Annotated in this window: 23 protein-coding genes and 2 tRNA genes; 7 read left to right on the forward strand and 18 right to left on the reverse strand. The window is 36.9% G+C overall.

Features of this window, described 5'->3' with window-relative positions; translation table 11 throughout:
* Positions 1–222 precede the first annotated feature (222 nt).
* Entirely contained in the window at positions 223–1,926 is a 1,704-nt protein-coding gene (locus C7D53_RS09200) for a hypothetical protein (RefSeq protein ID WP_106916079.1), read from the forward strand.
* Between the two features lie 233 nt (positions 1,927–2,159).
* On the opposite strand, the gene C7D53_RS09205 is transcribed toward C7D53_RS09200, so the two are convergent.
* The 3 genes from C7D53_RS09205 to C7D53_RS09215 all read right to left on the reverse strand — a co-directional run bounded on the left by C7D53_RS09205 (position 2,160) and on the right by C7D53_RS09215 (position 3,221).
* Positions 2,160–2,232: transfer RNA gene (locus C7D53_RS09205), tRNA-Lys, on the reverse strand.
* Positions 2,233–2,513: 281 nt separating this feature from the next.
* Complete coding sequence (locus C7D53_RS09210; protein ID WP_106916080.1) at positions 2,514–2,744, reverse strand: DAPG hydrolase family protein; 231 nt, start codon at positions 2,742–2,744, stop codon at positions 2,514–2,516.
* A 404-nt stretch (positions 2,745–3,148) separates the two neighbouring features.
* Positions 3,149–3,221 (reverse strand) — tRNA-Lys (locus C7D53_RS09215).
* Between the two features lie 361 nt (positions 3,222–3,582).
* On the opposite strand from C7D53_RS09215, the gene C7D53_RS09220 reads away from it, so the two are divergent.
* Positions 3,583–4,617 (forward strand): S66 family peptidase, encoded by a 1,035-nt coding sequence (locus C7D53_RS09220; RefSeq protein ID WP_106916081.1) that lies wholly within the window; start codon positions 3,583–3,585, stop codon positions 4,615–4,617.
* 93 nt (positions 4,618–4,710) lie between these two features.
* On the opposite strand, the gene C7D53_RS09225 is transcribed toward C7D53_RS09220, so the two are convergent.
* From C7D53_RS09225 to C7D53_RS09245, 5 genes are all read right to left on the reverse strand, one after another.
* On the reverse strand, positions 4,711–5,352 hold the full coding sequence (locus tag C7D53_RS09225) for a DJ-1/PfpI family protein (protein WP_106916082.1): 642 nt from the start codon (positions 5,350–5,352) through the stop codon (positions 4,711–4,713).
* A gap of 100 nt (positions 5,353–5,452) precedes the next feature.
* The gene (locus C7D53_RS09230; RefSeq protein WP_106916083.1) at positions 5,453–6,454 is read right to left on the reverse strand and encodes a GlxA family transcriptional regulator; all 1,002 of its coding nucleotides are present in this window, start codon (positions 6,452–6,454) and stop codon (positions 5,453–5,455) included.
* A gap of 217 nt (positions 6,455–6,671) precedes the next feature.
* On the reverse strand, positions 6,672–8,264 hold the full coding sequence (locus tag C7D53_RS09235; RefSeq protein WP_106916720.1) for an efflux MFS transporter permease: 1,593 nt from the start codon (positions 8,262–8,264) through the stop codon (positions 6,672–6,674).
* Positions 8,257–9,321: an HlyD family secretion protein gene (locus C7D53_RS09240; RefSeq protein ID WP_106916084.1), complete on the reverse strand. Its 1,065-nt coding sequence runs from the start codon at positions 9,319–9,321 to the stop codon at positions 8,257–8,259. Before C7D53_RS09240 ends, C7D53_RS09235 begins: the two co-directional genes overlap by 8 nt.
* A gap of 4 nt (positions 9,322–9,325) precedes the next feature.
* Positions 9,326–10,648 carry a TolC family protein gene (locus C7D53_RS09245; protein WP_106916085.1) on the reverse strand — a complete coding sequence of 441 codons (1,323 nt, stop codon included), beginning with the start codon at positions 10,646–10,648 and terminating at the stop codon, positions 9,326–9,328.
* 133 nt (positions 10,649–10,781) lie between these two features.
* Between C7D53_RS09245 and C7D53_RS09250 the strand changes: the two genes are divergently transcribed.
* The 5 genes from C7D53_RS09250 to ric all read left to right on the forward strand — a co-directional run bounded on the left by C7D53_RS09250 (position 10,782) and on the right by ric (position 13,882).
* Positions 10,782–11,579 carry an AraC family transcriptional regulator gene (locus C7D53_RS09250; protein ID WP_106916086.1) on the forward strand — a complete coding sequence of 266 codons (798 nt, stop codon included), beginning with the start codon at positions 10,782–10,784 and terminating at the stop codon, positions 11,577–11,579.
* 173 nt (positions 11,580–11,752) lie between these two features.
* On the forward strand, positions 11,753–12,184 hold the full coding sequence (locus tag C7D53_RS09255; protein WP_106916087.1) for an RrF2 family transcriptional regulator: 432 nt from the start codon (positions 11,753–11,755) through the stop codon (positions 12,182–12,184).
* A gap of 54 nt (positions 12,185–12,238) precedes the next feature.
* Complete coding sequence (locus tag C7D53_RS09260) at positions 12,239–12,688, forward strand: hypothetical protein (RefSeq protein ID WP_106916088.1); 450 nt, start codon at positions 12,239–12,241, stop codon at positions 12,686–12,688.
* A 7-nt stretch (positions 12,689–12,695) separates the two neighbouring features.
* Positions 12,696–13,118, forward strand: coding sequence for a c-type cytochrome (locus tag C7D53_RS09265; protein WP_106916089.1), 423 nt, complete (start codon positions 12,696–12,698; stop codon positions 13,116–13,118).
* A 38-nt stretch (positions 13,119–13,156) separates the two neighbouring features.
* Positions 13,157–13,882 carry an iron-sulfur cluster repair di-iron protein gene (gene ric, locus C7D53_RS09270; RefSeq protein WP_106916090.1) on the forward strand — a complete coding sequence of 242 codons (726 nt, stop codon included), beginning with the start codon at positions 13,157–13,159 and terminating at the stop codon, positions 13,880–13,882.
* A gap of 87 nt (positions 13,883–13,969) precedes the next feature.
* On the opposite strand, the gene C7D53_RS09275 is transcribed toward ric, so the two are convergent.
* From C7D53_RS09275 to C7D53_RS09320, 10 genes are all read right to left on the reverse strand, one after another.
* Entirely contained in the window at positions 13,970–17,455 is a 3,486-nt protein-coding gene (locus C7D53_RS09275; RefSeq protein WP_106916091.1) for a glycosyltransferase family 117 protein, read from the reverse strand.
* Between the two features lie 74 nt (positions 17,456–17,529).
* Positions 17,530–18,318 (reverse strand): SDR family oxidoreductase, encoded by a 789-nt coding sequence (locus C7D53_RS09280; protein ID WP_106916092.1) that lies wholly within the window; start codon positions 18,316–18,318, stop codon positions 17,530–17,532.
* 82 nt (positions 18,319–18,400) lie between these two features.
* The gene (locus tag C7D53_RS09285) at positions 18,401–18,790 is read right to left on the reverse strand and encodes a RidA family protein (protein WP_106916093.1); all 390 of its coding nucleotides are present in this window, start codon (positions 18,788–18,790) and stop codon (positions 18,401–18,403) included.
* Between the two features lie 104 nt (positions 18,791–18,894).
* Entirely contained in the window at positions 18,895–19,455 is a 561-nt protein-coding gene (locus C7D53_RS09290; RefSeq protein WP_106916094.1) for a Crp/Fnr family transcriptional regulator, read from the reverse strand.
* Positions 19,443–20,165: an SMI1/KNR4 family protein gene (locus C7D53_RS09295; protein ID WP_106916095.1), complete on the reverse strand. Its 723-nt coding sequence runs from the start codon at positions 20,163–20,165 to the stop codon at positions 19,443–19,445. The genes C7D53_RS09290 and C7D53_RS09295 overlap by 13 nt, the downstream gene beginning before the upstream one ends.
* 164 nt (positions 20,166–20,329) lie before the next feature.
* Positions 20,330–20,818 carry an SMI1/KNR4 family protein gene (locus tag C7D53_RS09300; RefSeq protein ID WP_106916096.1) on the reverse strand — a complete coding sequence of 163 codons (489 nt, stop codon included), beginning with the start codon at positions 20,816–20,818 and terminating at the stop codon, positions 20,330–20,332.
* 4 nt (positions 20,819–20,822) lie between these two features.
* Positions 20,823–21,413 (reverse strand): TlpA family protein disulfide reductase, encoded by a 591-nt coding sequence (locus C7D53_RS09305; RefSeq protein ID WP_228422272.1) that lies wholly within the window; start codon positions 21,411–21,413, stop codon positions 20,823–20,825.
* 167 nt (positions 21,414–21,580) lie between these two features.
* A complete protein-coding gene (locus C7D53_RS09310) occupies positions 21,581–23,329 on the reverse strand; it encodes an ABC transporter ATP-binding protein (protein WP_106916098.1) in 1,749 nt (582 codons plus the stop codon).
* A gap of 19 nt (positions 23,330–23,348) precedes the next feature.
* Positions 23,349–24,167 (reverse strand): siderophore-interacting protein, encoded by an 819-nt coding sequence (locus C7D53_RS09315; protein ID WP_106916099.1) that lies wholly within the window; start codon positions 24,165–24,167, stop codon positions 23,349–23,351.
* A gap of 39 nt (positions 24,168–24,206) precedes the next feature.
* Positions 24,207–25,961, reverse strand: coding sequence for an ABC transporter ATP-binding protein (locus tag C7D53_RS09320; protein WP_228422274.1), 1,755 nt, complete (start codon positions 25,959–25,961; stop codon positions 24,207–24,209).
* Positions 25,962–26,002: the final 41 nt, after the last annotated feature.

The raw sequence follows: 26,002 nt of genomic DNA on the forward strand, positions 1-26,002 counted from the left end.
TTTTGCAGCCAATCATGCATAGAAAACCTTACTTTGGTTAACCTTAGAGCTCAACTAATCATGAATACTACCAATTAAAAAAAACACCATTCAACAAACTGAATAACTTATACTTACAATCAAAAAAAGGCTATCATTATTCGGGAATAATGCTACCTATTCTATTGTTCTCCCATACATTATCCTCTAGCTTTGCAGCATAAAAATGTTAATTTAGAAATTATGAAAATTAGATTTATTACCTGTTTGTTTCTTCAGGTAAGTGTTTGCGTTATGGCTCAGGTGGGTATTAACACACCTTCTCCTGAAGCTACTCTTGATATAACAGCAAAGAATTTGACAGGAACATCTCCGGACGGATTACTTCTTCCCAGAATTGACAGGCTTAAAGCTCAGAATATGACAGGTACAGCGACTTCTACTTTAATCTATGTAAATGATATTTCCAATGGTTCGTTATCAGGAACCACCATTGATATGAATACGATAGGGTTTTACTATTTTGATGGGGCAAAATGGGTGAAAGTAAAAGAAAATTCATGGAATGTTGATGGTAATATAGATACAGACCCCTCTACTCATTTTATAGGAACAAGAGACGATAAGAATCTTATTTTTAGAAGAAACAATACCCGTTCAGGAATTATCAGCGACAAGAATACTGCTTTTGGATATAAAGCATTAAATCCTTTACTATCTGGTGAGTATAATGCCGCATTTGGTGTGTCTGCTTTAAAAAGCGTAACAACTGGTAGATATAATACTGCTGTAGGAACAGAGTCTTTGCAGTCCAATACGGAAGGCTATGAAAATGTCTCTATAGGTTTGGGAACATTAAGTAATTCTACTACTGGAAATTACAATACAGCTTTAGGTACTTTTTCGCTTTTTAGCAATATTTCAGGCCGAAGCAATACAGCAATAGGGAGGTTTAGTTCAAGACTCAACGAAACAGGGAGTGAGAACACCTCAGTGGGGGTACAGTCTTTGGAATACAATACAGTTGGCTCTGAGAATGTAGCAGTTGGTTACAAATCCCTATCCTCAAACTCTACAGGGCAAAATAATACAGCATTGGGAAGTTATGCTCTTAATCAGAACAGTACGGGAAACAATAATGTAGCGCTAGGATATGGAGCATGGCGCTCAGGGAAAGGTTCTAAAAATATAATTGTGGGTAACAATGCAGCATCTAATATTGATGGAGATGGAAATGTAGTGATAGGAAATGAGGCTGGAACATCCTCATCATCAGGTTATGTAATGAATAATCGTCTTATTATTGCTAATAGCAATACAATAACTCCATTGATAGATGGGGATTTCTCTGCCAAAACTTTAAAAATTAACGGAACTTTTGAAATTAATAATGGAACGGGAAATGGAGCCATTAAGATTGTGGATGGGACACAAGGAAGCGGAAAAGTATTGACTTCTGATGATGATGGTTTAGGAACCTGGAAAGCAATAGCAATCTCTTTTCGATCCTTATCTTTCCCTTCAATAATCTACACCTATCCAACAACAAACGATAACACGGCAAAATATACGGGAGTTCCTATCACACTACCTCCTGGAAAATGGTTAATAAATGTAACATTGGGAGTGGAATTTATGAATTCGGCCGCAAGTACCTACACTAAAGGAAGTAATTTTATCCGATTCAGACTTGCAGATAATACAACCGATCTTGCCATGGGACAATTTTCATCCGATGCAATTCAACCCAGATTAGCCTCAGCAGGCTTTGCAAAATCTGAACAAAGAGGAATAGTGAGGGGAGATCTGGCGGTAAACAATTCTAGTGGTACCAACAAAACCTATTACTTACTTGCAGACAATGTTTCCAGTACGGAAGGGCGGGTCTCTTTTGATGTTCGATTTGATTGGAATGAATCATCACTTACCTATCAACCCATACAATAAATTATTGACTCTACTAATGAGATGGATTTTGGATGATATAAAATATGACTTGTATTATTATTAAAATGATTGAGCTATAAAAATACGTTTTCAGTACTCATCAGAAATAATTTTCAGAATGCCTTTATATACCTGATAAAACAAAACTCTTAATACTTGAGCAATAACAACCTGAAGTACATGGGTTTATTTACATAAAAAGGAGACAAACTGTAATAGTTTGTCTCCTTAAGTGACCCGGCTGGGATTCGAACCCAGGACCCATACATTAAAAGTGTATTGCTCTACCAGCTGAGCTACCGAGTCGGCCTCTTACTTTTTCAAGTAAATCCCTTTATTTAAGGGACTGCAAAGATATAATTTTTTCCTTTACCTCTGCTCTTTTTCTTATATTTTTTCCTTTTAAATTTCTCATTTCGGAAGATTTTACATTCCTGTCATTGTAACATTTATTCCAAAACACTGATAAATGGTTAGTTGCAAAGAAAAAATGCTATATAAAAGCCTTCATATAGCACCCTTGAATTTTAAGTAGAAATTTAAATTTATTTGTGTTGATCCATTAAAATGAGCCCATTTAAGGTAAATTACCAGAGAAGAGGCGCCCGGTCTCCATTTTTATTTTCAGTATAATAAAGAGATGGCAGAATCTGTGAAAGATAGGTAAACTCACTATAACAATGCTCCATTACACCGAATCCAGTCTCTTCAGACAATTGATTTTCACTATCTGCCCTTAAAGCTCCTAGAAAAAAATGACTTCTTAACGTACATCCCTGTAACATATCTCTGACAACATGAAACATGTAGCCATCCATAGGGTCACCATTTTCATCTATTAATGTATTTTAACCAAATCCAATTCTGGCGTATATTACAGCACTTTTATTTCCTTTAAACCATTATTTATCAACCAAATACAAGAAAATTAGATTTACAGATTACTCTTCCTCCTTGTTCTCTGGATTATTTTGAAACCAGATTATCTCAAAAAAATCAGCTCGTTGTGGGTTTTGCAGATAATCTTCCGAATACGAATCCAGTTCAAAAAAGGTCAATTTGGTGGATAAATTTCATGTGCCAGCTCTATTTTCGTGATATTATACAAATATACATCACAACACTTCTGAAAAAATAGATGTTTAAAAAGTTGATGAGTGAATTTAAAATTTACCTATAAAAAACAAAAAAAGAACTACAAAATTGCAGTTCTTTTTTATTGTGACCCGGCTGGGATTCGAACCCAGGACCCATACATTAAAAGTGTATTGCTCTACCAGCTGAGCTACCGAGTCGGCCACTTACTTTTTCAAGTAAATCCCTTTGTTTAAGGGACTGCAAAGATAGAAAAATCCTTTTTAATTCCAACTTTTTTACGGCTTTTTTATCTTTAAATTTTAAGAAAAACTATCAAACACCTGTTTATAAATTAATTACAATTATTACTTTTTATGAAATTAATCTTTTGATCTTCGGTCGTATTCTATTATGCCAGGTTTATAGAAGATTTTCACCTTTGCTTTTAAGGACTGATCTTTGTATTTTGATAAAGAAGTTCTATTTTTGAAAAAAATAGGCAGACACGCCTTTTCTGATTTATCTTTTCAATGGTTAAATCATCTCAAATCATAGTTTTTTTTAAGTAATCCCATATTTATGAAATTAATTACTCCAAAAAGGTTAGTCAGTGGTGATAAAATAGCAACCATTTCCATGTCATGGGGAGGCGCTGGCGATCTGCCACACCGCTATTTAAAAGGCAAGGAACGGTTGAATCAGATCTTCAACCTTGAAGTTTCCGAAACAAAGCATGCTTTACAATCAGCACGATGGATCTACAACCACCCTGAAGCCAGAGCCCATGATCTTATGGAGGCCTTTTCTGACCCCTCTATAAAGGCTATCATTTCAAATATTGGCGGAGAGGACAGCATCCGAATGTTGAAATATATTGATATTAATGTCATTAGAAATAACCCAAAGATATTTCTTGGATTTTCTGACAGCACCATTACTCATTTTATTTGTCTTAAGGCAGGTTTAAGTTCCTTTTATGGTACTTCTTTATTGGTTGGTTTTGCAGAGAATGGGGCTATGCATGAGTACCAGATCAATGATATCAAAAGAACTTTATTTTCATCGTCTGTAATTGGGCAAATTCACCCTAATAAAGAGGGCTGGACGACAGAATTCCTCGATTGGTTTGATGTTTCTCTGCAGAATATCAAAAGAAAATTAACTCCGTCTTCCGGATGGCGCTTTATAAGAGGAAACTCCATTGTACAAGGGCCTTTGATAGGTGGATGTATGGAAGTGCTTGAAATGCTTAAAGGAACGGATTACTGGCCGGATCCTGAGGTCTGGAAAGGTTGTATTTTGTTTTTTGAAACTTCAGAGGATAAACCTAAAACTGAATATGTAAGATGGTGGCTAAGAAACTATGCTGCAACAGGAATTCTTAAAAATGCAAAGGGAATTATTTTTGGGAGACCTTATGATAACCTGCATGCAGAAGAATATGAAGCTGAGCTATTGAAAGTTTTGGATGAAGAGGGTCTTTATGATCTTCCCGTCATTACCCAGATGGATTTCGGCCACACCTGCCCTACTTTTACGCTTCCTTATGGGAAGTTAGCGGAAATTAACTGTATTGACCAAACGTTTTCTATATTGGAAAGTGGAGTTCTATAGAGTTTGAATTATATTGAATTAATTAATCGGTGGCTTCTTCGAAGCCGCCGATTAATTTTAAACTCATTTTACATCTTACTAAAAAAGAGCTTATTAAGACATAGAATCTTCCACCTTTGTCTTCTGGTACTCAAAAAGGGTAATCAAGGTATTTGTAAGCTCACTTCCATGATGCTTCCCTACTAAGTAGAGAGCGGCATCTATTCCCGCAGTGATCCCTGCAGTGGTAATTAACTGTTCCTGATCTACATACCGTACTCCTCTTTTAACCTTACTTTCCTGATTATGTTGTTCCAATGCATCCAGCAACATCCTATGGGTAGTAATATCATAATTATCAAGGATACCCGTTTCTGACAACAGCATACTTCCTGTGCAGACGGTAAAAATAACGGTTCCATTGTTACTGTGATTTTTCACCCAATTCAATACAACATTTTGAAAATCATCGTCTTTTAGGTATTTCATGACCTGATCCGGATTGGTTCCGGGAATCACAATTATGTCGGGTTTGGGAGACTTCTGGAGATCATAAGTGGGGACTATTGACATGGTATTGGCTTCTGTATACACCGGTTCCATCGTTCTGCCCACGGTATAGCAGTTATAGGTTTCAGGCTGTACTACATTTGCTTTAACAAAAACATCCAGAGGACCGTTCAGATCAAGGACTTCTACCTGATCATAAATTAAAAAGGCTACATTCATTGTTTTACTGTTTTGCACTTGCTTCATTATTCTATTTTTAAGGTTAATATTTTTCCGGAAAAGGCATCGTTTCTACCTGCTGATAAATGATTACCAGCCTTATTGTATATAAAAAGTGAAAATTTAATTATTCTGTTCCCTTGAAAGCTCTTCGATATTGTGCGGGGGAGATGGAAAGGTATTTGAGAAATAATCTGCGAAGAGAAATAGAACTTCCAAAGCCACATTTATCAGCAATCATATCAATGCTCATATCTGTATATTCCAACATATTTTTGGCCTGCTCAAGTCTCATTTTTTCAAGAAACCGACCGGGAGTCATTCCCGATTCTTTTAAAAAGACTCTGGAAAAATTTCGAACACTCATATTCATAAATTCTGCCATGTATTCTATGTTTATGGGCTGTTTAAGCTTATCTTTAAGTAAGTCTCTTATTTCTTTGGTGAAAGAAGTCAGGGTTTCATAATCCGGGAGGGCATTTCCGAATTGTGACTGTACTCCTGTTCTTTTTAAATGCAGAACGAGATGACGTGCTACTTCCGCGGCCAGTGGTTTACCAAAATCCTCCTCTACAAGAGCCAATGCCAGATCCATCCCAGAAGAAACGCCACCGGAAGTATAAATGGGCTGATCCCGGATAAAAAAAGGATTGATATTGACCTCCAACTCAGGATAGCTTTTCTGTAAAATATCTGCATATTTCCAATGGGTAGTTACCTGCTTCCCATTTAAAAGTCCGGCTTTTGCCAATACAAATGCACCTACACAGACGGATCCCATTCGCCTTACTTTACTTTTCATATGATACAAATAAGAATAAAGATCCGGATTAATCTCATCCAACACGGTAAGTGTAGTTCCTGCAACTAATAACGTGTCAATATTAAAGTCCATATCATAAATAGTATGGCTGCAGTTCAACGGGATTCCGGAACTTGAATACAAATTCTTTTCTGATGTTCCTGATACGAGATAAACATGATAGCCTAATCTGGACTCTGTATCAGATAAAAAACGATTGGCAGAAGTGAAAACATCACAAGGTCCTGCAACATCCAATAACTGTACCTGTGGCAAAACCAAAAGCACAATATTTTTTATTCCCTTATCTTTTCCTACTTCTTTCATATACTGATTTGTATGATACAAATGTAATGAGAATGCCCTATGGCTGCAATGACAAAAAGCATACACTTTCAGCCATATTTCATGACCTCACCTGGATATCCGGCAAAAAAGAGACTGCCATAAAAGACAGTCTCAGCACTCTAATATAAAAACTAGCTAATAAGCTATACTTTCCTGATTGTATTTGTATTTAAAAATTCTCAATGCTCATCTACATTTATGCCGGAGATAACCTTCGGGATTTTAAGTAAAGAGCTGTACGATTCAGATATGGAAAAAGAAAAATAAGCAGTAAAGTGGCAGCAAGTAGCCACATCATCATTTCATAATAATCCATAGCAAAACGCACATGATTCTGGGTGTTTATTCTTCCCACCAGCAATTTATTGGAAGCCTTTACAGCATGGTCTTCCAGCATTCCTTTAGCAGTCAGTTTAGAGGTTTGCTGGTGCAAAAAGTTTTTAACAGCAGGGTCTATTGCACTTAAATGATCCTGAAAAGCGTTATAGTGGCGGCTTTTTTCGAAAAGTTCAAAAAAATTGATCAATGCAATACTGACACAGAATCCCAAATATCTTATCGTAAGGGCTGTTGCTGCTGCTGATGGGCCAATAGAAGCCGGAACTGACGAAATAATATAAATGATAGTTGGCACCATTATCAATCCTACACCCAATCCCTGAAGAAATAACGGAATGTAATAATTGAATTCATCAGCCTGGATATCAAAGGAATAATACATCAAAGTATGAAAGGCTAGCAACATCAGAAAGCCAGGCCCCCAGATATATTGAATTCTTTTCTTTTGCAGAACCATACAGCAGGCAATAATCACCCCAACTACGAGTCCGCAAAGGTTAAAAATATTAATGTATGAAATATAAAACGGGTCAAGATGCAGCTCTGTAGCGAAATAGTTGTTGGTAATTCCTGAGGCAAAACGGCAGATATACATGACAAAAAGAATCAACAACCCCACTTTAAAGTTTCTGTATCGGAATATCCGAAGATCAATGTAAGGTCTTTTAATGGCCTGTTGACGGAATATAGACATCCCTGCCAAAACAATAATCCCTATCACACTTCCTAAAATCCGATGATCTTCCAGCCAATAATATTCCTGGCCAAAAATCATAATATATCCTATAAGTACCAGTATTGTACTAAAGACTGCAAAACTTTGCCAATCCAGCTTATACAAATGGAACCTGACATGGGTTCTGTAATTACTCATCACAAGACTCAGGAATACAAGTCCCGGCAAATAAGAAAAGATAGCCGTTTTATAGACAATATTAAAATTATAAGAGTCTATAAGATCTGCTGTAATTAAATTATTAAAAGGCAATGCACAGATCAGAATTCCAAAGAATACCGAAAAGCTGATCTCCCGTCCTCTTTCACTGTTCAGCCGTGTAAAGATTAGGGTAAGTGAAAGGTTAACATTCCCTGCAAACAACATCCCCTGAATAAAACGTGTGGGAAATAAAATATAAACTTCACGAGTGAAATAACAGACCAGACAGGCTACGATCTGCAAAGTTGTAAATAAAAGAAAATACTCTTTGGCGGCCAGAAAGCTGAAAAATCTTCTTTCCAAACTGTAAAACCCCACATATCCGGCATAAAACAATGCCACTGAAAACTGAATATCTGCAGGCTCACAGCCATAATATCCCGCTGCAGCATTAACGTTTGCTAAGGGCAGAAAGAATATAATAATCCCCGGCAGGGTCATGGAGAAAAGGATGATCTTAACCAGCCATTCCGGAGCCCATCTTTTAAAAAAGGGCATTTGTCTTTTAGCCATTGGAATGCTTTTTATTGGCATATACATTCACATTCATTCCCAATTTCAGAACGTCTATATCTTTTCTTTTCCCATCAACCTTGATTCTTACGGGAATACGCTGTACAATTTTCACATAGTTTCCGGTAGAATTATCAGGAGGTAAAAGTGAAAAGCTGGACCCTGTTGCCGGCGACAAAGAAATAATGGTCCCCTGAAATTCTCTGTCAGGATAAGAATCTGCCACAATTTTCACATGATCTCCAATATGCATATCCTTAATCTGTGTTTCCTTGTAATTGGCAACTACCCATTTATCGGTTTCATTATTCACGATAAAGGCAAGGGTTTCTCCGGCATCAATCATTTGCCCTATCTCAACGGTTCTACGCCCCATTCTTCCATCATATGCTGCGGTAACCGCGGTATAGGTTACGTCCAGTTTATGGCGGTCCAACAATGCTTCCAGTCTGGCAATTTCTGCCTGTACAACGGCTTTTTCAGTTTGTATATCATTAATTTTAGACATGGATGCAGCATAGTTATCCTGAGAAGATTTATATTCGCTTTCGTTGACATCCAGAATGGCTTTTACGTCTTCTAACCGCTGTTTTGTAGCGGACTCTTCATCATAAAGCTTTTTGTATCTGTTATAATCAAGTTGCTGCTTCCATACCTTTGCTTTATTGGCATCCACCTGTGCCTGTGCTGAGGCTGCTTCTTTTTCCGTGGTTCCGGTATTACTTTCCAGCACTCTTAGCTCTGCACGGGCTTTCTGAAGGGCTGCCTGGGTTTGTTTCTGCTGAAGCACATATTCACGATTGTCAATCAGTAAAAGAGTGTCTCCTTTCTTCACTTCCTGATTTTCTTCAAATTTCACAGCTACAATAAATCCACCTGCTCTCGAAATAACAGGGTTTACATATTCCTGAATCTGGGCATCATTGGTCTGCTCATATTTATAGTAATTTTTAAGGGTAAAACCGCCCCAAACTGCAAGGGCTGCAACGATAAAAACGGAAATCCATCCTGTAACTTTTGTGATGACTCTATCGGTGGGAGTATATTTTTTTTTCATTGTATTATAAAACGCCTGTAATATTTTGTAGTAAATAATAATTGTTCTGTGCCATAATCTTTGCAGCCTCTAATTCAAATTTTGTCTGAAGAACCTGTATATCGGCATCCAGAAGTTCTGTTATCAGAGAGGTTTGGTTGAAGTAGGTATTTTTGATGATTCTTGCATTTTCTTTAGCCTGAACCACATTGGTTTCAGCCACTTTTATCTGCTCAAGGGCTTCCTGATATCTTAAATAGGCCTCTTTTACCTGTTGTCTTACTTTGTCCTCCGTGTCTTTGTGTACTTCCTCTTCTTTTTCAAATTCCAACGCCGCCGCCTTTACTTTCTGGGTATTATGATAAAGAGACGAAATGGAAAAGGAAGCCTTAAGTCCTACAATGCCCAGTGAGTACCAATAAGGATTATAAGGGTAAAGAAAAATCTGCGGATTAGCATAATAAAACTCTCCATACATTCCAATCTTGGGGCTTACATTAGCTTTTACCTGCTTCAGTTTAATCTTACTCAGCTCAGTCTGCTGCTCTGAAACATGATAATCAAAAGAATGATCCAAGGCCAGTTTCAGATAATCCGAATAGCTTGTATTTTCATTCCATTGACTGAACGGAGCCTCAGGAATGACAACCTGATCATCTGGAATGCCTAAAATAATATTCAGCTTTTGCATGGCAATAAGAATATCATTTTCAATGGTCACCAAGGTCATTTTTCTCTTGGAAAGTTCCAGTTCTATTCTTAAAACATCACTTTTTAGAACGACTCCATTTTTATATAGAGCCTGTATTTCCTTAAGCTGGACTTTTTGATCTGCAATATCCTGCTGAATAAGGTCCCTGAAGATGAAAGTCTTCTGTAATTCAAGATAAAGGCTTGCCGTTTTGTAATGAATCTCAGAAATGGCCTGCTCTTTTTGAATTTCCCTTACTTTCTGAAGTGTTTTATTTTCCTTAATCTTAAGGTTCAGTTTATTTCCGTTATAAATATTCAGGTAAAAATCTGCTCCGGCTCTGTAAAGCGTATGAATCACTTCATGTTGGGTGGGTTTTGAAAAAATACCATTTTCATAAATTGGAATATTGGATGCTTTTTCTGCGGATCCTTTAACTTCTATTTCCGGAAGTCTTTCTCTTTTGGCGTCTTTTACTTCGGCTTCGGCAATGTCTACATTGATGGTATTAATTTTAATGTGACGGCTGTTTTCTTCAGCTTTTTGCCATGCATCTTTTAGAGAGAGACGGATGGTATCATTTCGTGGACTGCCTGTATGGGCTGATATAGTGTAGGATGTCCCCAGCATCAGCAATCCGGTAAGATAAATTTTCATCGGGATTTTTCGAATTATTGCACTGCAAAGTTACTCTCCAATTCAGACATCTCTTTTATCTAAAATAGTCAAGTTTTACATGATTCCGGCCAAATGCGTATATTTGTATTTTCTTTAGTATTTTCATTTTTTTATGGGATTAATTGCAGCACTTCCGGATATAGATAAACATGATAAAAGTGTATTTGTAATGCACGAAAAATCAGAAAAACTCATTCCTTTTCATAAACATACAAAAGGACAATTAAGCTATGTAGAGGGCGGTATAGCCTATATTACAATAGACAATCGAACATATGTGGTGCCTGCCAGACACTTCTTTTGGATCCCTCAAGGAATGGAACATATTTTAGAGATCGGACATACGGCTACTGTCCTTCGTTCACTTTACTTTTATGCTCATGATGATGGCTCTGATCCTTTCTATGGCAGGCTGGGGATATATCCGGCATCCGAGCTTTTGATCCAAATGATTAAATATTCTGAGATATGGGACGAAAAACATGTCACTGACAAGGATGAAAATTTTGAGTTTTTAGTGGCTTTAAAAAAAATCCTCCCAAAAACTCATAATCAGCCCTTACCCATCATTCTTCCTGCTACCCACAACAAACAAATGATGAGAATAGTTTCTTATCTTGAATGGAATATCGGAGAAAAACTTACACTAGGGAATGTTAGTGCTCGATTTGGATTGAGCGAACGATCGATGTCCCGTTTGTTTAAGGCTGACATGGATATTTCTTTTCTTCAATACCTGAAAACATTAAGAATCATCAAGGCTATTGAATTGCTTTTAAATACGGATAAACCTATTAACGAGATTGCAGATGATGTGGGCTATAGCTCCATCAGTGCATTCAGTGATACTTTTCATGAATTTACCCAATCCAGACCATCGGATCTTAGGAAAAGCAGTAAGGCTTTTTAAATATTTTGCATGAAGTCTTTAAAAGCTTCTGACACTTTTGTGGTTAAGACTGGATGGTATCTAGGGACCAACCTATCATTTCATGATCTTTATCAAGCTTCATTAAAATAAAAGAGTTTTTTGTCTTTTATTGAAGATAAGTTTATACCTTTGTCATATAAAATTCATATAAAATGTTTTCCAAAACCTGCGAATATGCTTTAAGAGCTTTAATTTATATTGCCCAGCAGTCTAAAAATGACAGCAGAGTAGGAATTAAAGACATCTCAAAAAGCATTCATTCTCCTGAACATTTCATAGCAAAGATTCTTCAGGACCTGAGCAGAAAAGGATTTGTGCAATCTGCCAAAGGACCTAACGGAGGGTTTTATATGGATCTGTCAAACCTGAATACAAGCATTGCAGATATTGTAAGGGAAATTGACGGAGATAAGTTGTTTTCTGGTTGTGGTCTTGGGCTTGATCAATGTTCTGAAATTCATCCCTGCCCGCTTCATGAGCAGTTTAAAAGTATAAGGCATGAACTTCGCATCATGCTTGAAACTTCTAAAATACAAATGTTTGTTGATAATTTAGATTTAAAATTAACCCATCTTAAAGTATAAAAAAATTTAATCAAATAAAAGATAAAAAGGTCTTAATCTATTAAATAGTTCAATATGAAGTTCTCCGTTAAAAATCCTTTTGTATTAGTGCTATTCTGTCTTATGACAGGAGTCTTTATTACTGTAAGTTTTTTGGAAACACCTTTAAAATTTCAGGTGCCTGGGATGAATCTTCCGATTGCTCTGGAGCTGGGAAAAATAATGTTTGGAATATCAACAGTAATACAGGGGATATCTTTGATTTTGATTCTGATATTAATGTTTATAAGTCATAGAAATTATACAAAACTTGATTTTATCATTCTTATGGCTTTATTATTTATCGTTTCCTTACAGCAATTCTGGATGCTTCCGGTATTGGATTCGCGGATAGCATTACTTTCGTCAGGAAAGCCCCTGCAGCCTACTCCTCTTCATGATTATTTTATCTATGCTGAGACCGCCAAGGCATTAATCATAGCCATTGCCATTATTTTACAGTTTAAAAAAATAAAAATTAAATAGATTCATTATGAAAGCAAGATTCTTAAATACGGCCATTATTCTGTCCTTATCCATCCTATTATTTTCCTGCTCAAAGACTGAAACAACACCTATTCCGGTACCTGACCCCTACTCTGCCCAGCAAACAGCTCCACCGGTAGAACCAGCTCCGGCACCCCCTGCCACAGCAAATACTTCAGAAGATGAGGGCCTACAATTAATCCAAGGAACAGATTGTCTTACCTGCCACAAAACAGATTCAAAATTAATAGGGCCTTCTTATCAGGAAGTTGCCGAAAAATATACCGATGCTGACCTCGATATGCTTGCCCAGAAAATCATTGAGGGCGGAAAAGGAAATTGGGGAGATATTCCGATGACTGCTCACAATGGTCTCAGTAAAGACAATGCAAAACTGATGGTAAAGTACATTTTATCATTAAAAAAATAAAAAATTTAAAATAATAAAAGACAAAAAAGTATTGTATTATGAATGCAAAAACAGATTTTATAGGAAATATTGTAGCTGAGGACTTTAGAACAGCAGCTATTTTTAAAAGACATGGAATTGATTTCTGCTGTAAAGGCGGAAGAACCATTGAAGAAGCATGCAGTAACAAAAAAATGGACCCTGAAAAAATTTATGAAGAACTTGAAACGCTTCCGAAAAATGAAGCAATAACCATAGATTTTAATAGTTGGCCGCTAGATCTTCTGGCAGATTATATTGAGAAAACCCACCATCGTTACGTGGAAGAAAAAACTCCAATATTACAGGCTTTTCTAGAAAAACTATGCAAGGTTCATGGTGAAAGACATCCTGAACTGTTTGAGATCAATGCCCTGTTTAATGAGTCTGCACAAGATCTGGCCGCTCATATGAAAAAAGAGGAACTTATTCTGTTTCCTTTTGTAAGAAATATGATTAAGACTAAAATATCAGGAGGAAACCTGGTACAACCTGTATTTGGAACAGTGGAAAATCCGGTTAATATGATGCAGCACGAACATACCGTGGAGGGTGACCGTTTCAGAAAGATTGCGGAGATCACAAACGAATACCAACCGCCTGCAGATGCCTGCAATACTTATAAAGTAGCTTTTGCCATGCTACAGGATTTTGAAAATGATCTTCATAAACATATTCACCTTGAAAATAATATTCTTTTCCCTAAAGCAATACAACTGGAAAAAGAATTTTCCGTTGGAGCATAAAATGTAATTTCCATTATATAAAAAAGCCTTTAAATTCAATATTTAAAGGCTTTTTTAATTATTAAGCAGGTTGTCTTGTAATTCTTATTACTGTGTTGCTCTAATCATAGCTGTGGTAATCTGCTCTTCTTTCTTCTTTGAATAGTTAGAGTCAAAAGGCTTCATAACGTCAAACAAATATTGATAGAAAGGTGTAATCTGCTGAATATTTTCAGATTCTTTCATGGCTTTTTCTTTACCCATTTGCTGAAGATTTTTTACAAAAACATTAAATTTCTGATCAATTGGCTGAACAGATTTTAGCAGATAAGCATATGCTTTTTCATTTTGTCCCAATGCTCTGTATCCCTCTGTAACTGCAGAAATGACAAGTGCATATTCCATTGGCTTTGACCTCATCTGTCTTCGGGAGGCTGCCTGAAATTCGGGAGAAAGTTTTAGATAATAATCATATTCATCAAATATTTCTCTTTTAAGTTTTTCTGCCAGCTGAATCCCTTTTTGCTCTTCTCCGGCAACAATATAAGCGGTTACAATGGAACTTAATGAACGTGGATCATTATATTTTTCAGCAGGAATTTCCTTTGCTACAAGTGCTAATAATTCCTTTGCCTTGGCTTTCTGTCCATTTAAGGCAAGAGCGGAAACGGCTCTGCTTACAGACATTCTATACCCCATAATATTGGAAGTAGCCGTTTCATCATAATAAATACTGAGGTCTTTAAAATTACCCCATTTAAAGTTTTTCACCCCATTATAAAGAGAATTAGCATCTACTCTGCCCTTATCCCCATTGGAACTCTGTGGTGTGTGAATAGGAACCAGTCTGTAACTGAATCCATCAAACTGGAGATAATCATCCAGATAAAAGATATTTTCGCTATCGTACATTCCACCTGATGAAAAATTGACAGGTCGTTTCCAATCGAAATTAGCCAACATATCCAGCATCATAAGATTGCTTTTGTAAAGAGTATGGGCTTCATAGTTAATCATGATATGATCCACCGCATCAGGAAGATCTTTCTGATTAATAATTCCCGACTTCACTGCATTTTCTTTGTTAACAGGAAGTATGAATTTGTTGACCGGAATAATATTGTATTTTTCATATTCTTTATCTCCGAAATACATTTTCAACAATTCATCTTTCTCTGCCGATTTTAATTTAAGAAACTGCATTGCTTCTTTGAGTGTCATCGAATCCTGAGTGAGATACTTTTTAAAAGTTTGAAATTCCGTATCAGGAGCACCTTGTTCTTTTAACATGGCAAAAAGTCCCTCCCAATCATCTTTTTTCATCAGATAAACCTGATCATTTACACCATCTCTATAGTCTTCATGGGTTAACTCTCCCGGAATTCCCATGGCGTTATAGGTTCTTCTTTTTACCTGATCAATACTCCAAGGGGTAGCTAAAAGGGTAAAGTTGACTGTTTTCACATCATCTCTGAATCTTTCTGTTTCCTGAATAGCCCAAGTTGGAAAGGTGTCATTGTCTCCATAAATAAAGAAAATATCATTTTTAGGTAAAGATTTCAGGAATGAATAAGCCGAATCATATGCTGCACTCTTTTTGCTTCGATCATGGGAGGTGTAGTTCTGAAAGCCCATCATAAAAGGAACTCCTAATAAAATTGTTCCTAGTACCACATTAGCTCCATTCGATTTGATCCTGGATTGCAGCAACCATAAAATGGCTCCTGCTCCTAATCCGATCCAAATAGCAAAAGCATAGAAAGAACCTACCATTGCATAATCTCTCTCTCTTACTTCAAATGGCTTCACTCCTGTATAAAAAACAATTCCAAAGCTGGTCAGAATAAACAGTGAAAGGATTGCATAGAATCTTCCAAAATCTTTATTTAACTGGAAAAAGAAACCAATTAATCCTAAAATAAGGGGTAAAAAGAAGAATTTCACCGTGCTTTCATTCTTAAATTTGGCCGGCATATGATCCTGATCACCCAACAAAGCATTATCTATCAATGAAAATCCGGAAATCCAGTTTCCGTGGGTGTTTTCCATATGACCTTGAAGATCATTCTGTCTTCCTGCGAAGTTCCACAAGAGGTATCTCACAAAATAATATCCATTCTGAAAGGTGATAAAATAGTCCATATTTTGCGCCAATGAGGGCCTTTGTACATTGATAAGATCATAAGGCTTTACTTTTAAATAATCTTCTGCTGTAATGGTCTTATTTTCATATTTGGTTCTTAGTTCATCAAAAATTTGTTTCGCCTGTGGATTGCCTGCAACTTCTTCATTATCATAGTTGAATGTAAAATCCGGAGCTCCGTACATGGCAATATAATTGGCTGTAACTTCTTTATCTTCACTGAACATCCTGGGCAGAAAACTTATATGGGACTTACTGAAAACATAGTTGAATCGTTCTCCTGTTTTTCTGTAAGTTTTTGTTTTTTCATCCTTTTCATAAATATCACCGGTTATTTTTCTTTTATAGCTTCCGTCTTCATTTTTCTCCAAGCCCTTCCTGTCAAGAGCTGCAGTATAGTTTTGTCCGTAGATGGTTGGCCAGTCGCCGTATTGTTCCCTGTTGTAATAGTCCTTCATTCCAATTGCTGTATCAGGATCGTTAAGGTTCATTGGAGGGTTGGCATTGGCCCTGATCGGGATTACCAACCAGCATGAAAAGCCAATAATCATATATACAACTGATAAAACAATGGTTTGATAAATATTTTTTTTGGTCTTTCGGGCATATTTAATCAGAAAGAAACTCATTGCAGCCATTATAACAAATGCAGCCACTGTTCCTGAATGAAAAGGAAGTCCTAATCCGTTGACAAAGAAAATCTCCAACTTCCCGAACATCGTCATAATTAAAGGGAAAATAATCTTAAACACAAAGGCCAATACCCCAAGGGTTACCAGATTGGCAATTATAAAACTCTTCCAGGTGAATGTATAGTTTCTGGCATAGTAGACCAGGCAAATCGCCGGAATTGCCAGCATGCACATCATATGCACCCCAACCGACAGCCCAATAATAAAGAAAATAAGAATAATCCATCGCTCATTATCAACTGCCTGGTATTCGTTTTCCCATTTGGTAATAAGCCAGACCAGTAAAGCGATAAACAGGGATGCCATTGAGTATACCTCCCCTTCCACTGCAGAAAACCAGAATGTATCTGAGAATGTAAAACATAATGCCCCGACTGCTCCTGCAAACAGAATAGAAATTTCCTGGTGTCCGGAAATTTCTTCGAAGTCTTTATTTAAAAGTCTTCTTAAAAGATGGGTAATGGTCCAAAACAGAAATAAAATAGTAAATGCACTAAAAAGGGCTGACATTGCATTGACTACCAATGAATAGTTTTCTGAATTTCCCAGTGCAAAAATACTCGCCACAGCTCCCATAATTTGAAATAAGGCAGCTCCCGGAGCATGGGTTACTTCAAGTTTAACGGCTGAGGAAATATATTCTCCACAGTCCCAAAAACTCAGGGAATGCTCTATGGTAGAAAGATAGGTAATGAATGCAATACCGAAAAGGAACCATCCCGTTACGGTGTTCCATTTTTTAAAAGACCAATTTTTCATATAATATTTTCCAATAATTAATATGACAACTGATGGAAAGGGTTTATTACATGAAAACTATAAAATAATTGATTTTAATAAGTATTATTCAGCCCTCCATCCAAAGGAATATTTGCTCCGGTAAGATAGGCGGCGTAGTCGGAAGCTAAAAATGTAACCAGATGACCGTATTCCTCGGGCTTTCCAAACCTTTTCATTGGAATTTTACTTTCTCTGGTCTTTTTTATTTCATCCACAGAGGTGTTTGTTTTTTCCGCTTCATGACCAATCAAATTTTGAATGCGTGCTGTATCAAAATATCCTGTTAAAACATTGTTTACGGTAATATTATGCTGCGCCACTTCATTGGATAAGGTTTTTGCCCAGGCCATTACTGCTGAACGAATGGAATTAGAAAGTGCCAGATTACCAATTGGCTCTTTCACAGAAAGTGAGGAAACATTAATGATACGTCCATTTTTGTTTTCTATCATATGAGGCAAGGCCAGTAGTGTGGTTTCACAAACAGTTTTAAAGAGTAGATCAAATGCTTTTTGATAGTCTCCTGTATTTTTTTCTATTGCCAAACCCGGCTCCGGACCATTGGTATTATTAACCAAAATATCTATGGAATGATCATTGAAATACCCTGCAATCACTTTTCTGTAGTTTTCAAAGTCTGAAAAATCGGCAACCAGATACTGATGTTTCTGATCTGCATTTAAGACAGGCAATGTGGATACAAAATCCCTGAGCTTGGTTTCATTTCTGGACATTACCGTAACATTAGCACCACTTTTTGCAAGTTCAAGGGCAATTCCAGCCCCTATTCCTTGTGTAGCTCCTCCTACCAAGGCATTTTTTGAAAACAACTGAATATTCATACGTTCGAATTAGCTTATATAAAGGTAATAAAAAACCTCCAGAATAGATCAGGAGGTTCATTATAAGCTTTGTACCGAATGATTATTTAACAACAGTGGCTTCCAGTTCTACTTTTAAAGTTTCAAATAGACCAGTGACTTCAAGCATGGTAACAGCCTGCTCAATCTGATGCCTGCCAATCCATTCCTGAAGAATAGGAAAATGAGGCCACAATTCTTCTGTAGAAGTCGTGTATATATTTAACCTTACAATTCCTTTACATTCATAGTTTGCAGTAGTAATTACTTCTTCTAGGTTAGCTATAGCCTGCTCTAATTGGCTTTTCATATCCTTGTTACTGGATGTACCATCGGGATCAATCGCCGCTTGGCCGGAGCAATATAAAGTTCCCTGAACATTTTTCACTTCAACTGCCTGCGAATAGCCGCGTTCTTCCTGCCATTTCCATGGGTTTACCGTTCTTTTTTCCATTGTATTGACTATATTTTGTTATACATTACTTTGCAAAATTGCAGAATAGGTATAGCAAAAATCTGTGATCCCGGTCACGATTCTCCAGTGAGGAAGATCACAATCTATAGTGGTAAACGTCTTAATGTCTCTCGGGAAACTCCCAGATAAGCAGCAAGGAGAGACTTTGGTACTCGCTGTATGAGTGAGGGATGTTTTTCCAATAACTTCTCATACCGCTCTTTTATTCCTGCTGTCATGGTAGAAATGATACGCTGTTGTGCGGCAATAAAGCCCATGTATGCTTTTTCAAGGAAGAAATGCTCCATTTTGGGATGATTGCTCACTATTTTTCGATACTTTTCGAGGCTAAGGCATAATACTTCTGTATCTTCTACACATTCTAATGACATGGTTGCCCTTTTACCCTGATAATAGGCCGGAAAATCGGTTTCCCACCAGTCTTCCATTGCAAATCCTACAATATGTTCTTTTCCTCCTTCATCGGTATAGACAAGTTTCAGAAGGCCTTTTAATACAAAATAATTATAAGGCACAGCGTCTCCCTGCTGTATCAAGAATTGATGTTTCTTGTATTTTTTATACGTGAAGAAAGATGATATAGAATGAAACTCCTCATCATTGAGAGGAACAATCTTCTCTATATGGGTTCTTAACTGATCCAATTTTCTGTATAATTAAATTTTTTATTGAGCTGAGCAAAGCTGATCTCTTCATTCAGGATTTTCTCCACCTCATCAAAGGTCACCAAGCCTTCTGCTTCAAAAGTGCTTCCATTGGGAACTTTGTAAGTATATTCAAAGATATCTCTCTGGTATATATTCTTCAAAATTTCTATCTGTCTGGAGGTCAAATAAGGTTCGTGGGTTTTCAGTTGATTGAATAGATTCTGCTTCATATCCTCTTCATCCTCTTCGTAGAACATAGAGTCTTCATCTACTTCCGTAATAGCTTCCAAAAGCTGACGAAAAATAAAATCCTGAAAATTTTTGGCTACTATTTCCGCCTCTTCGTCATCGTGAGGAATAAAGGTAACCGGAACTTCCCCGTTATTTTGTAAATCAAACTGAAAGACATATAAATCCCCTGCTCCATTTTCTGCAAAAGGCACAAACTGATATCCCGAATGGATATTTCTATAGTCTTCTTCATCTGACATTTCATCTATGGAAGATTCCACAAGCTGAGGATTATTCCAGATTTCAATATCGTATCCAAATAAAAGCAATGGTGGATTTTTCTTTAGCTCCGGAAAGGTTGTACGGTACCAATTTGATCCGGATTCTCCCCAATCAAGCATATTATTTTCAGATAGTTGTCTGTAGATATCCGGATATTTGAAGTTGTATTTTTGTTCTAGTTCTGAGATATTCATTGTGATTATAAGGTATTAGAGGTATATGTTTTGTTTTTGGTGTCATAAAAAACTTCTACAAGCGGTTCATTTTTCATGTTACTATTCAAGTGTTATTTTGTGTTTAAAATCTAATCCTTTCATTCAAAAATAATTGATTTTACAATCTTTAGAAAAGGATGATCCTATATTGCAAAGGGATATTTTTCACTCAGTTTGGGGTGAAAGATATTCAACGTTTCATAAAATTTTTGTTTAACAGGTTCTGAAATATCGTCATGTTCATCAAAATAGTCATCCAGCTGTTTAATCACAAATGCCATTTGCAGCCATTGCTCAAAATTGATATCCATGGGCTCCATACCTTCATCATAATCATGATCGTAGAAAAAAACATTCCCGTTTTTATCAAAAAACCACTGGTCTCCTTGTCCATTTCCTGCAAAACACCAATAATCTTTCAATACAAATTCTTTATTTTCATTGACTGCATCCACAGAATTGTATAAAATAGCTTCAGATGCAATTTCCACAGTTTTTATTTGAATAGTCAGCTTTCTATATAGTTCAGAAAAAGGAAAATCAGTTGTTTTGGGAAAGTTTTGCAAGGTTTTCTTTTCTTTCAAAACTTCGGTTTCCATTTCCTCAATGGTTGGTATTTTAAAGGATAGCATCACATTATTCTTTTAAGAGTTGATCCATCTGATCATAAAAGGAGTCCTTACTATAATCTGCCACTCCTGTATGATGAAAACGGATTTCACCATTCTTATCCAAAACCACAGTGGTAGGCAATGATCCATCATAGATTTCCTTTGGAATGGAACTTCCCGGAGTCAAAAACGGAACAGTAAAGCTTTTTTCCTTTAGATAAGATTTTCCCAATGCCAGATCATCATCCAAATTGATTGTCAGAAAAACCATATTTGAATTTGATCGGTATTTTTCAAAAAATTTCTGAATGGAGGGAAATTCGGCACGGCACGGAGGACACCATGATGCCCAAAAGTTGATAAAAACTACTTTCCCTTTTAAGTCTGATACGTTTACCATAGTTCCCGCTTCGTCTTTCAGGGTGAAATCAGTGTAAGAAGCAGAGGGCACAGTATGGGTATTTTTAGTTTTGGGTTCTGATATTTTAGAATTTAATAAGCCTGTAGAGGCTGCCTGTCTCATGAGCCATGCCTTGGCATCGGGACTGACTAACAAGATGATGAAAGCAATGGTAAAGATTACTGTAGACCAATTGCTTCTGAACCATTTTTTCATGTTTTCCATATTCTTTTCCTAATAATTCATTACACCAAGATAAGGTTATTATTTGGTTTGGCATTATGGAATTATTTTTTCAATAAAAAAGTCTTTAAATCCGAAGATTTAAAGACTCCCTCTGCATTGGACCTTTTCTTACGAAGAAGAAAACGTCTGTTCCATCTTTAGCATACATCAAGCATTTTATTTGTGTGTTTTACCTTCCATCCGTTGGATTGTTTTTGAATATTCCACATGTTACGGTATATTCCATTTTTTTGTAAAAGTTCTTCATGATTGCCTTTTTCCGCTATTTTTCCTTCATTAAGGACAAGAATCTGGTTTGCATTCTGTATGGTAGACAGTTTGTGGGCAATCACCACTACAGTTTTTGATCTTACCAGCTCCTGAATCGCTCTTTGGATATAAATTTCGTTTTCTGGATCAAGACTGGCGGTAGCTTCATCCAATAATACAATGGGAGCATCTTTCAATAAGGCTCTTGCAATACTGATCCTCTGCTTTTGCCCACCGGACAATTTACAGCCTCCCTCACCTACTTTGGTATGAATACCTTTTGGCAAATCATTAATAAATTCAAGACATTGAGCTTGTTCAATAACTTTGGTGATTTCCTGATCGGTTGCAGCCGGATTCCCGATTTTAATATTATTATAAATGGTATCATCAAAAAGATAGACATCCTGAAAGACTTCACTAATCAGCTTATAGAAAGTATCCTGTTTGATATTTCTGATATCAATTCCCCCCATTGTTATGGTTCCGTCATTTACATCCCAGAATCTGGCAATCAATGAGGCAATGGTTGTTTTACCAGATCCGGAATGTCCTACCAAAGCCAGCATTGAATTTTCGGGAACAGTAAAGTTAATGTCCTTCAAAGTCATTTTTTCCTGATAACCGAAGTTCACATTGTTGAATATGATTTCGTAGTTGTCAGGAACTTCATTTTTTTCGGTTTCCATTGTAGGTTCTTCCAATACTCCTATAATTCGGTTCAAGCTTTCATTCATATAGCGCAATACGAGATAATCAACCATCACCACTTTTAATGGACTATACAAATTGTACCCCATAATCAGAAAGGTAATCAGCACAGGAACAGTGATAGATTGGTGTAAAAGAAAGTACAACCCAAGGGCAACCATTCCTATAAAGCCGATTTCAAATACAATGGCCGCTGTTACAATAAATGGTCCAGGAATAGCTTCCAAACGGATGCATTTACGACGGAGGTCATCGAATGAATCTTCCAGCCCTTTATGCTTTTGCCCTGTTAATCCATAAGATTTTAAATGGTGGATTCCCTGTACATACTCAAGGAATTTTGCTCCTACCGTATTTCTTGCTTCAATCTGTTTTTTTCCTAAACGGCCTACAAAGTAATTGGCAATTCTTAAAAAGGGATAAATTAACGGCAATGCCAGTAACAGGCAAAGCGCCAGCCTCCAATCATAGACCAATAAACAAACTGATAATAATACTGTACCAAATGCTGCGGAGGCCAGATTTCCTATACTGTGGCCGAAAATCCCCTCAAAATTGGCAACATCCTGCAGAACAATGGAAGCTATCTCTCCCGGATCTTTTTGCTTGAAAAATCCCAAAGAGAATTTTTGAATATGGTTTCCCAGTTTAATACGCAGTTTAGTGGAAAGGTCATAGACCAGAATATTGGACTTTACCATAGAACGGGAAGCTACAAAAAACTGAACCAGCAACATAACGGCCATTAAAGCAACAACGGACCATATTCTTGTCATATCAGGCTTTTCTGAAAACAGCTCCCAGACAATTACCAGCAAAATACCGGAGAGAGCAGCAATAAAAAGGCTGTGTATAATCTCCATAAAAGCCACCTTTCGGGTACCCTTCGGATTGAAAGAGGTAACGTATTTTAAATTCTTTATCATTGTTTACCTTTAAAAATTATTAACCATTTGTTTCAGCATTCTCCTGATGCCTTTCTACAGCAGACTTGTCTTCAGCTACACCAGATTTCCAGTAAGAATAGGCATACAATTCTTCCTGCTTCCAGTGTTTTTCTTTTCTGAGATAGCTGCGAATTTCTTTTACAGAAGAAAACTCTGCTGCTACATAACCGGAACGGGATTCTTCAGGCAAAATCTGTTGTTTTACAACTTCTGCCAGCTTACTGCCTTTCTGAGGTTTTTTATTGTAAAGCCAGATAAAATGAATATTTGCTTTAGTTTGAAGATTCTGCTTATCTTCCTCACCATGAACTTCTATAATACAGGTTCCTCTAACGGTTGCGGGAAGATCTTCCAAAATTGCAGCCAATACGGGAATTCCCGTTGCATCAGCTGCCAAAAGATAGTTTTCAGCTTTGCCATAAAGTTCAGTTTTGCCGTCTTTCATCAATACGCCCAACAGGTCTCCAACTTTACATTCCAATGCCCATGCAGAGGCGGGTCCCTCATCTCCGTGGGCTACAAAATCAATCCAGATTTCATTTTTTTCAAGATCAATTCCCCGGTGGGTATATGTTCTTATACTGGGGCGAATTTCTTCAGGTTGAGGCTTCCAAAGCATCTTTTCATAGTCGAATTCAGGAAAATGAACTTTGTCCGCTCCTTTTGGCGGGATAAGAATCTTATTGTTTACTCCCACTGTTGTATTGGCTATTAAAGGAACCTGTTCTCCTGTCAGAAAGATCCTGATATAATGAGGAGTGATATATTCTTTTCTGCTGACTGTAAGTTCTGCCTGTATTGTTTTAAAATTTTTCATACTATTTTTATTATCGGAGGATGGTTCTCTGTTATCTTTTTACATTACAAATTCTTTAGCCCTGATGTGGGCATTCCACATTCTCTGATAGATTTCGCTTTCTTCTAGGAGATCCTCATGCTGCCCTTCCGAAACCAAGCTTCCTTTATCAAAGATCATTATCTTATCAGCATCCGTGATTGTGCTTAGTCTATGGGCAATAATCAGTACCGTTTTATCTTTTATCAACTGACTGAATGCCTGCTGAATTTTGTATTCATTTTCAGGATCCGCAAATGCTGTTGCTTCATCAAGAATTAAAATAGGTGCATTTTTAAGAATTGCTCTTGCCAGCTGAAAACGTTGCTGCTCTCCTCCACTCAGATGTACTCCTGCCTGTCCGAATAAGGTATGATAGCCATTAGGAAGCCCGGCAATCAGGTCATGGATTTGAGCTGCCCTGGCGGCCTCTTCCACCTGTTCCTGGGTTTTGTTCATTCCCATTCTTATATTTTCAAACATGTTTTGCTGAAACATAAAGCTATCCTGAAATACAAAAGAAACCATCTGCATCAATTGGTCCTGAGGATAATCTTTAATATTGATTCCACCAATTTTAATGTTTCCTTTGCTGGTATCCCAGAAGCGGGCTAAAAGCTGTCCTACCGTACTTTTGCCTGCTCCTGACGGACCCACCAGCGCTGTAATGGATTTTTCTTTGATGATAAAATCAATATTTTCCAAAACAAGGTTATTCTCATCATACGCAAAGCTCACATTTTCAAATGCTATGCTGTGGTTTTTTGGCTGATGATCTTCATGGTTTTCTTTTAAATTTTCGTGATACAGAAGTTCATCAATCTGCTCTACTCCTCTATTGATGATTGAAATCTGTATTCCCATATTGCTAAGTACAAAAAGGGGCTTTATATAGCCTGTTCCCAAAATAAGAAATAGCAGTAAGGTAGCCAGTGTGAGACCATTCTGAAAGTACAGATATAGCCCCAATGCCAGCACCGGAAGCATTGCATTGCTGATAAAGCTCATAAATACGGCAAATGCAGGCGTACTGGATTTCACCCAATCATTTACAAAGCCATTAAAACGCTTCACCGTATTCCCATATTTGTCAAATGTTTCTGCTGACTGTCCAAATATTTTCATCACAGGCATTGCCCTTACGTATTCTACAATTCCGGCATTCATGTCTTCTAATGACTGATGATAGTTTTTCATCAGAACTTTTGATTTTTTACCTCCAAACATAACCGGAATCCAGATTCCAAGAACAATCAGCGGAACAAAGCTGATGGCAGCCAAGCGCCAGTCCTGGGAAAAAAGAAAAATAATCGTTACAACAGGCAAGGCCACCCCTTTCACAAAATCAGGAATCTGATGAGCAATAAAACTTTCAATTCTTTCCACATCATCGGACAGAATCTTTTTAAGGGCTCCCGAATTTCTATTATTTAAATAGCCCATAGGGAGTTTTCCTACTTTATCTACAATAAATCGTCTTAATTCAAACAATATATTATACGCTGCAATATGGGATAGAATCCCTGAGATAAAAAACACAAACATACTTACCACAGCAGCAATAACAGCATAGATAATATATTGACGAGCCAAACTGAAATCTACAGTCTCTCTGGTCAGTTCCCAAATAATATAAAACACCAATACATAAGGCACCAGGCTTAGAAATGCATGCATAACGGATAGAAAACCAGAGAGAAACAACAGCATTTTTCTTCTTCCCGCGATCTCCAATAGTCTTGCAATTCCGTTTTTTCTTTTCTTCGATTCTTTCATGAAAAATAGACTTAGTTATTAAGAATGATTCTAAATAATCA

Origin of the sequence: Chryseobacterium aurantiacum (assembly GCF_003020585.1) — a bacterium.
Taxonomy (GTDB): domain Bacteria; phylum Bacteroidota; class Bacteroidia; order Flavobacteriales; family Weeksellaceae; genus Chryseobacterium; species Chryseobacterium aurantiacum.

Coding starts and splice junctions, on each gene's coding strand:
- C7D53_RS09225 (WP_106916082.1), bottom strand. CDS start 5,352: ATGAAGCAAGTGCAAAACAGTAAAACAATGAATGTAGCCTTTTTAATT.
- C7D53_RS09220 (WP_106916081.1), top strand. CDS start 3,583: ATGAAATTAATTACTCCAAAAAGGTTAGTCAGTGGTGATAAAATAGCA.
- C7D53_RS09240 (WP_106916084.1), bottom strand. CDS start 9,321: ATGAAAAAAAAATATACTCCCACCGATAGAGTCATCACAAAAGTTACA.
- C7D53_RS09280 (WP_106916092.1), bottom strand. CDS start 18,318: ATGAATATTCAGTTGTTTTCAAAAAATGCCTTGGTAGGAGGAGCTACA.
- C7D53_RS09255 (WP_106916087.1), top strand. CDS start 11,753: ATGTTTTCCAAAACCTGCGAATATGCTTTAAGAGCTTTAATTTATATT.
- C7D53_RS09310 (WP_106916098.1), bottom strand. CDS start 23,329: ATGATAAAGAATTTAAAATACGTTACCTCTTTCAATCCGAAGGGTACC.
- C7D53_RS09200 (WP_106916079.1), top strand. CDS start 223: ATGAAAATTAGATTTATTACCTGTTTGTTTCTTCAGGTAAGTGTTTGC.
- C7D53_RS09300 (WP_106916096.1), bottom strand. CDS start 20,818: ATGCTATCCTTTAAAATACCAACCATTGAGGAAATGGAAACCGAAGTT.
- C7D53_RS09275 (WP_106916091.1), bottom strand. CDS start 17,455: ATGAAAAATTGGTCTTTTAAAAAATGGAACACCGTAACGGGATGGTTC.
- C7D53_RS09230 (WP_106916083.1), bottom strand. CDS start 6,454: ATGAAAGAAGTAGGAAAAGATAAGGGAATAAAAAATATTGTGCTTTTG.
- ric (WP_106916090.1), top strand. CDS start 13,157: ATGAATGCAAAAACAGATTTTATAGGAAATATTGTAGCTGAGGACTTT.
- C7D53_RS09250 (WP_106916086.1), top strand. CDS start 10,782: ATGGGATTAATTGCAGCACTTCCGGATATAGATAAACATGATAAAAGT.
- C7D53_RS09210 (WP_106916080.1), bottom strand. CDS start 2,744: ATGGATGGCTACATGTTTCATGTTGTCAGAGATATGTTACAGGGATGT.
- C7D53_RS09260 (WP_106916088.1), top strand. CDS start 12,239: ATGAAGTTCTCCGTTAAAAATCCTTTTGTATTAGTGCTATTCTGTCTT.
- C7D53_RS09305 (WP_228422272.1), bottom strand. CDS start 21,413: ATGAAAAAATGGTTCAGAAGCAATTGGTCTACAGTAATCTTTACCATT.
- C7D53_RS09245 (WP_106916085.1), bottom strand. CDS start 10,648: ATGAAAATTTATCTTACCGGATTGCTGATGCTGGGGACATCCTACACT.
- C7D53_RS09295 (WP_106916095.1), bottom strand. CDS start 20,165: ATGAATATCTCAGAACTAGAACAAAAATACAACTTCAAATATCCGGAT.
- C7D53_RS09315 (WP_106916099.1), bottom strand. CDS start 24,167: ATGAAAAATTTTAAAACAATACAGGCAGAACTTACAGTCAGCAGAAAA.
- C7D53_RS09235 (WP_106916720.1), bottom strand. CDS start 8,264: ATGGCTAAAAGACAAATGCCCTTTTTTAAAAGATGGGCTCCGGAATGG.
- C7D53_RS09265 (WP_106916089.1), top strand. CDS start 12,696: ATGAAAGCAAGATTCTTAAATACGGCCATTATTCTGTCCTTATCCATC.
- C7D53_RS09320 (WP_228422274.1), bottom strand. CDS start 25,961: ATGAAAGAATCGAAGAAAAGAAAAAACGGAATTGCAAGACTATTGGAG.
- C7D53_RS09285 (WP_106916093.1), bottom strand. CDS start 18,790: ATGGAAAAAAGAACGGTAAACCCATGGAAATGGCAGGAAGAACGCGGC.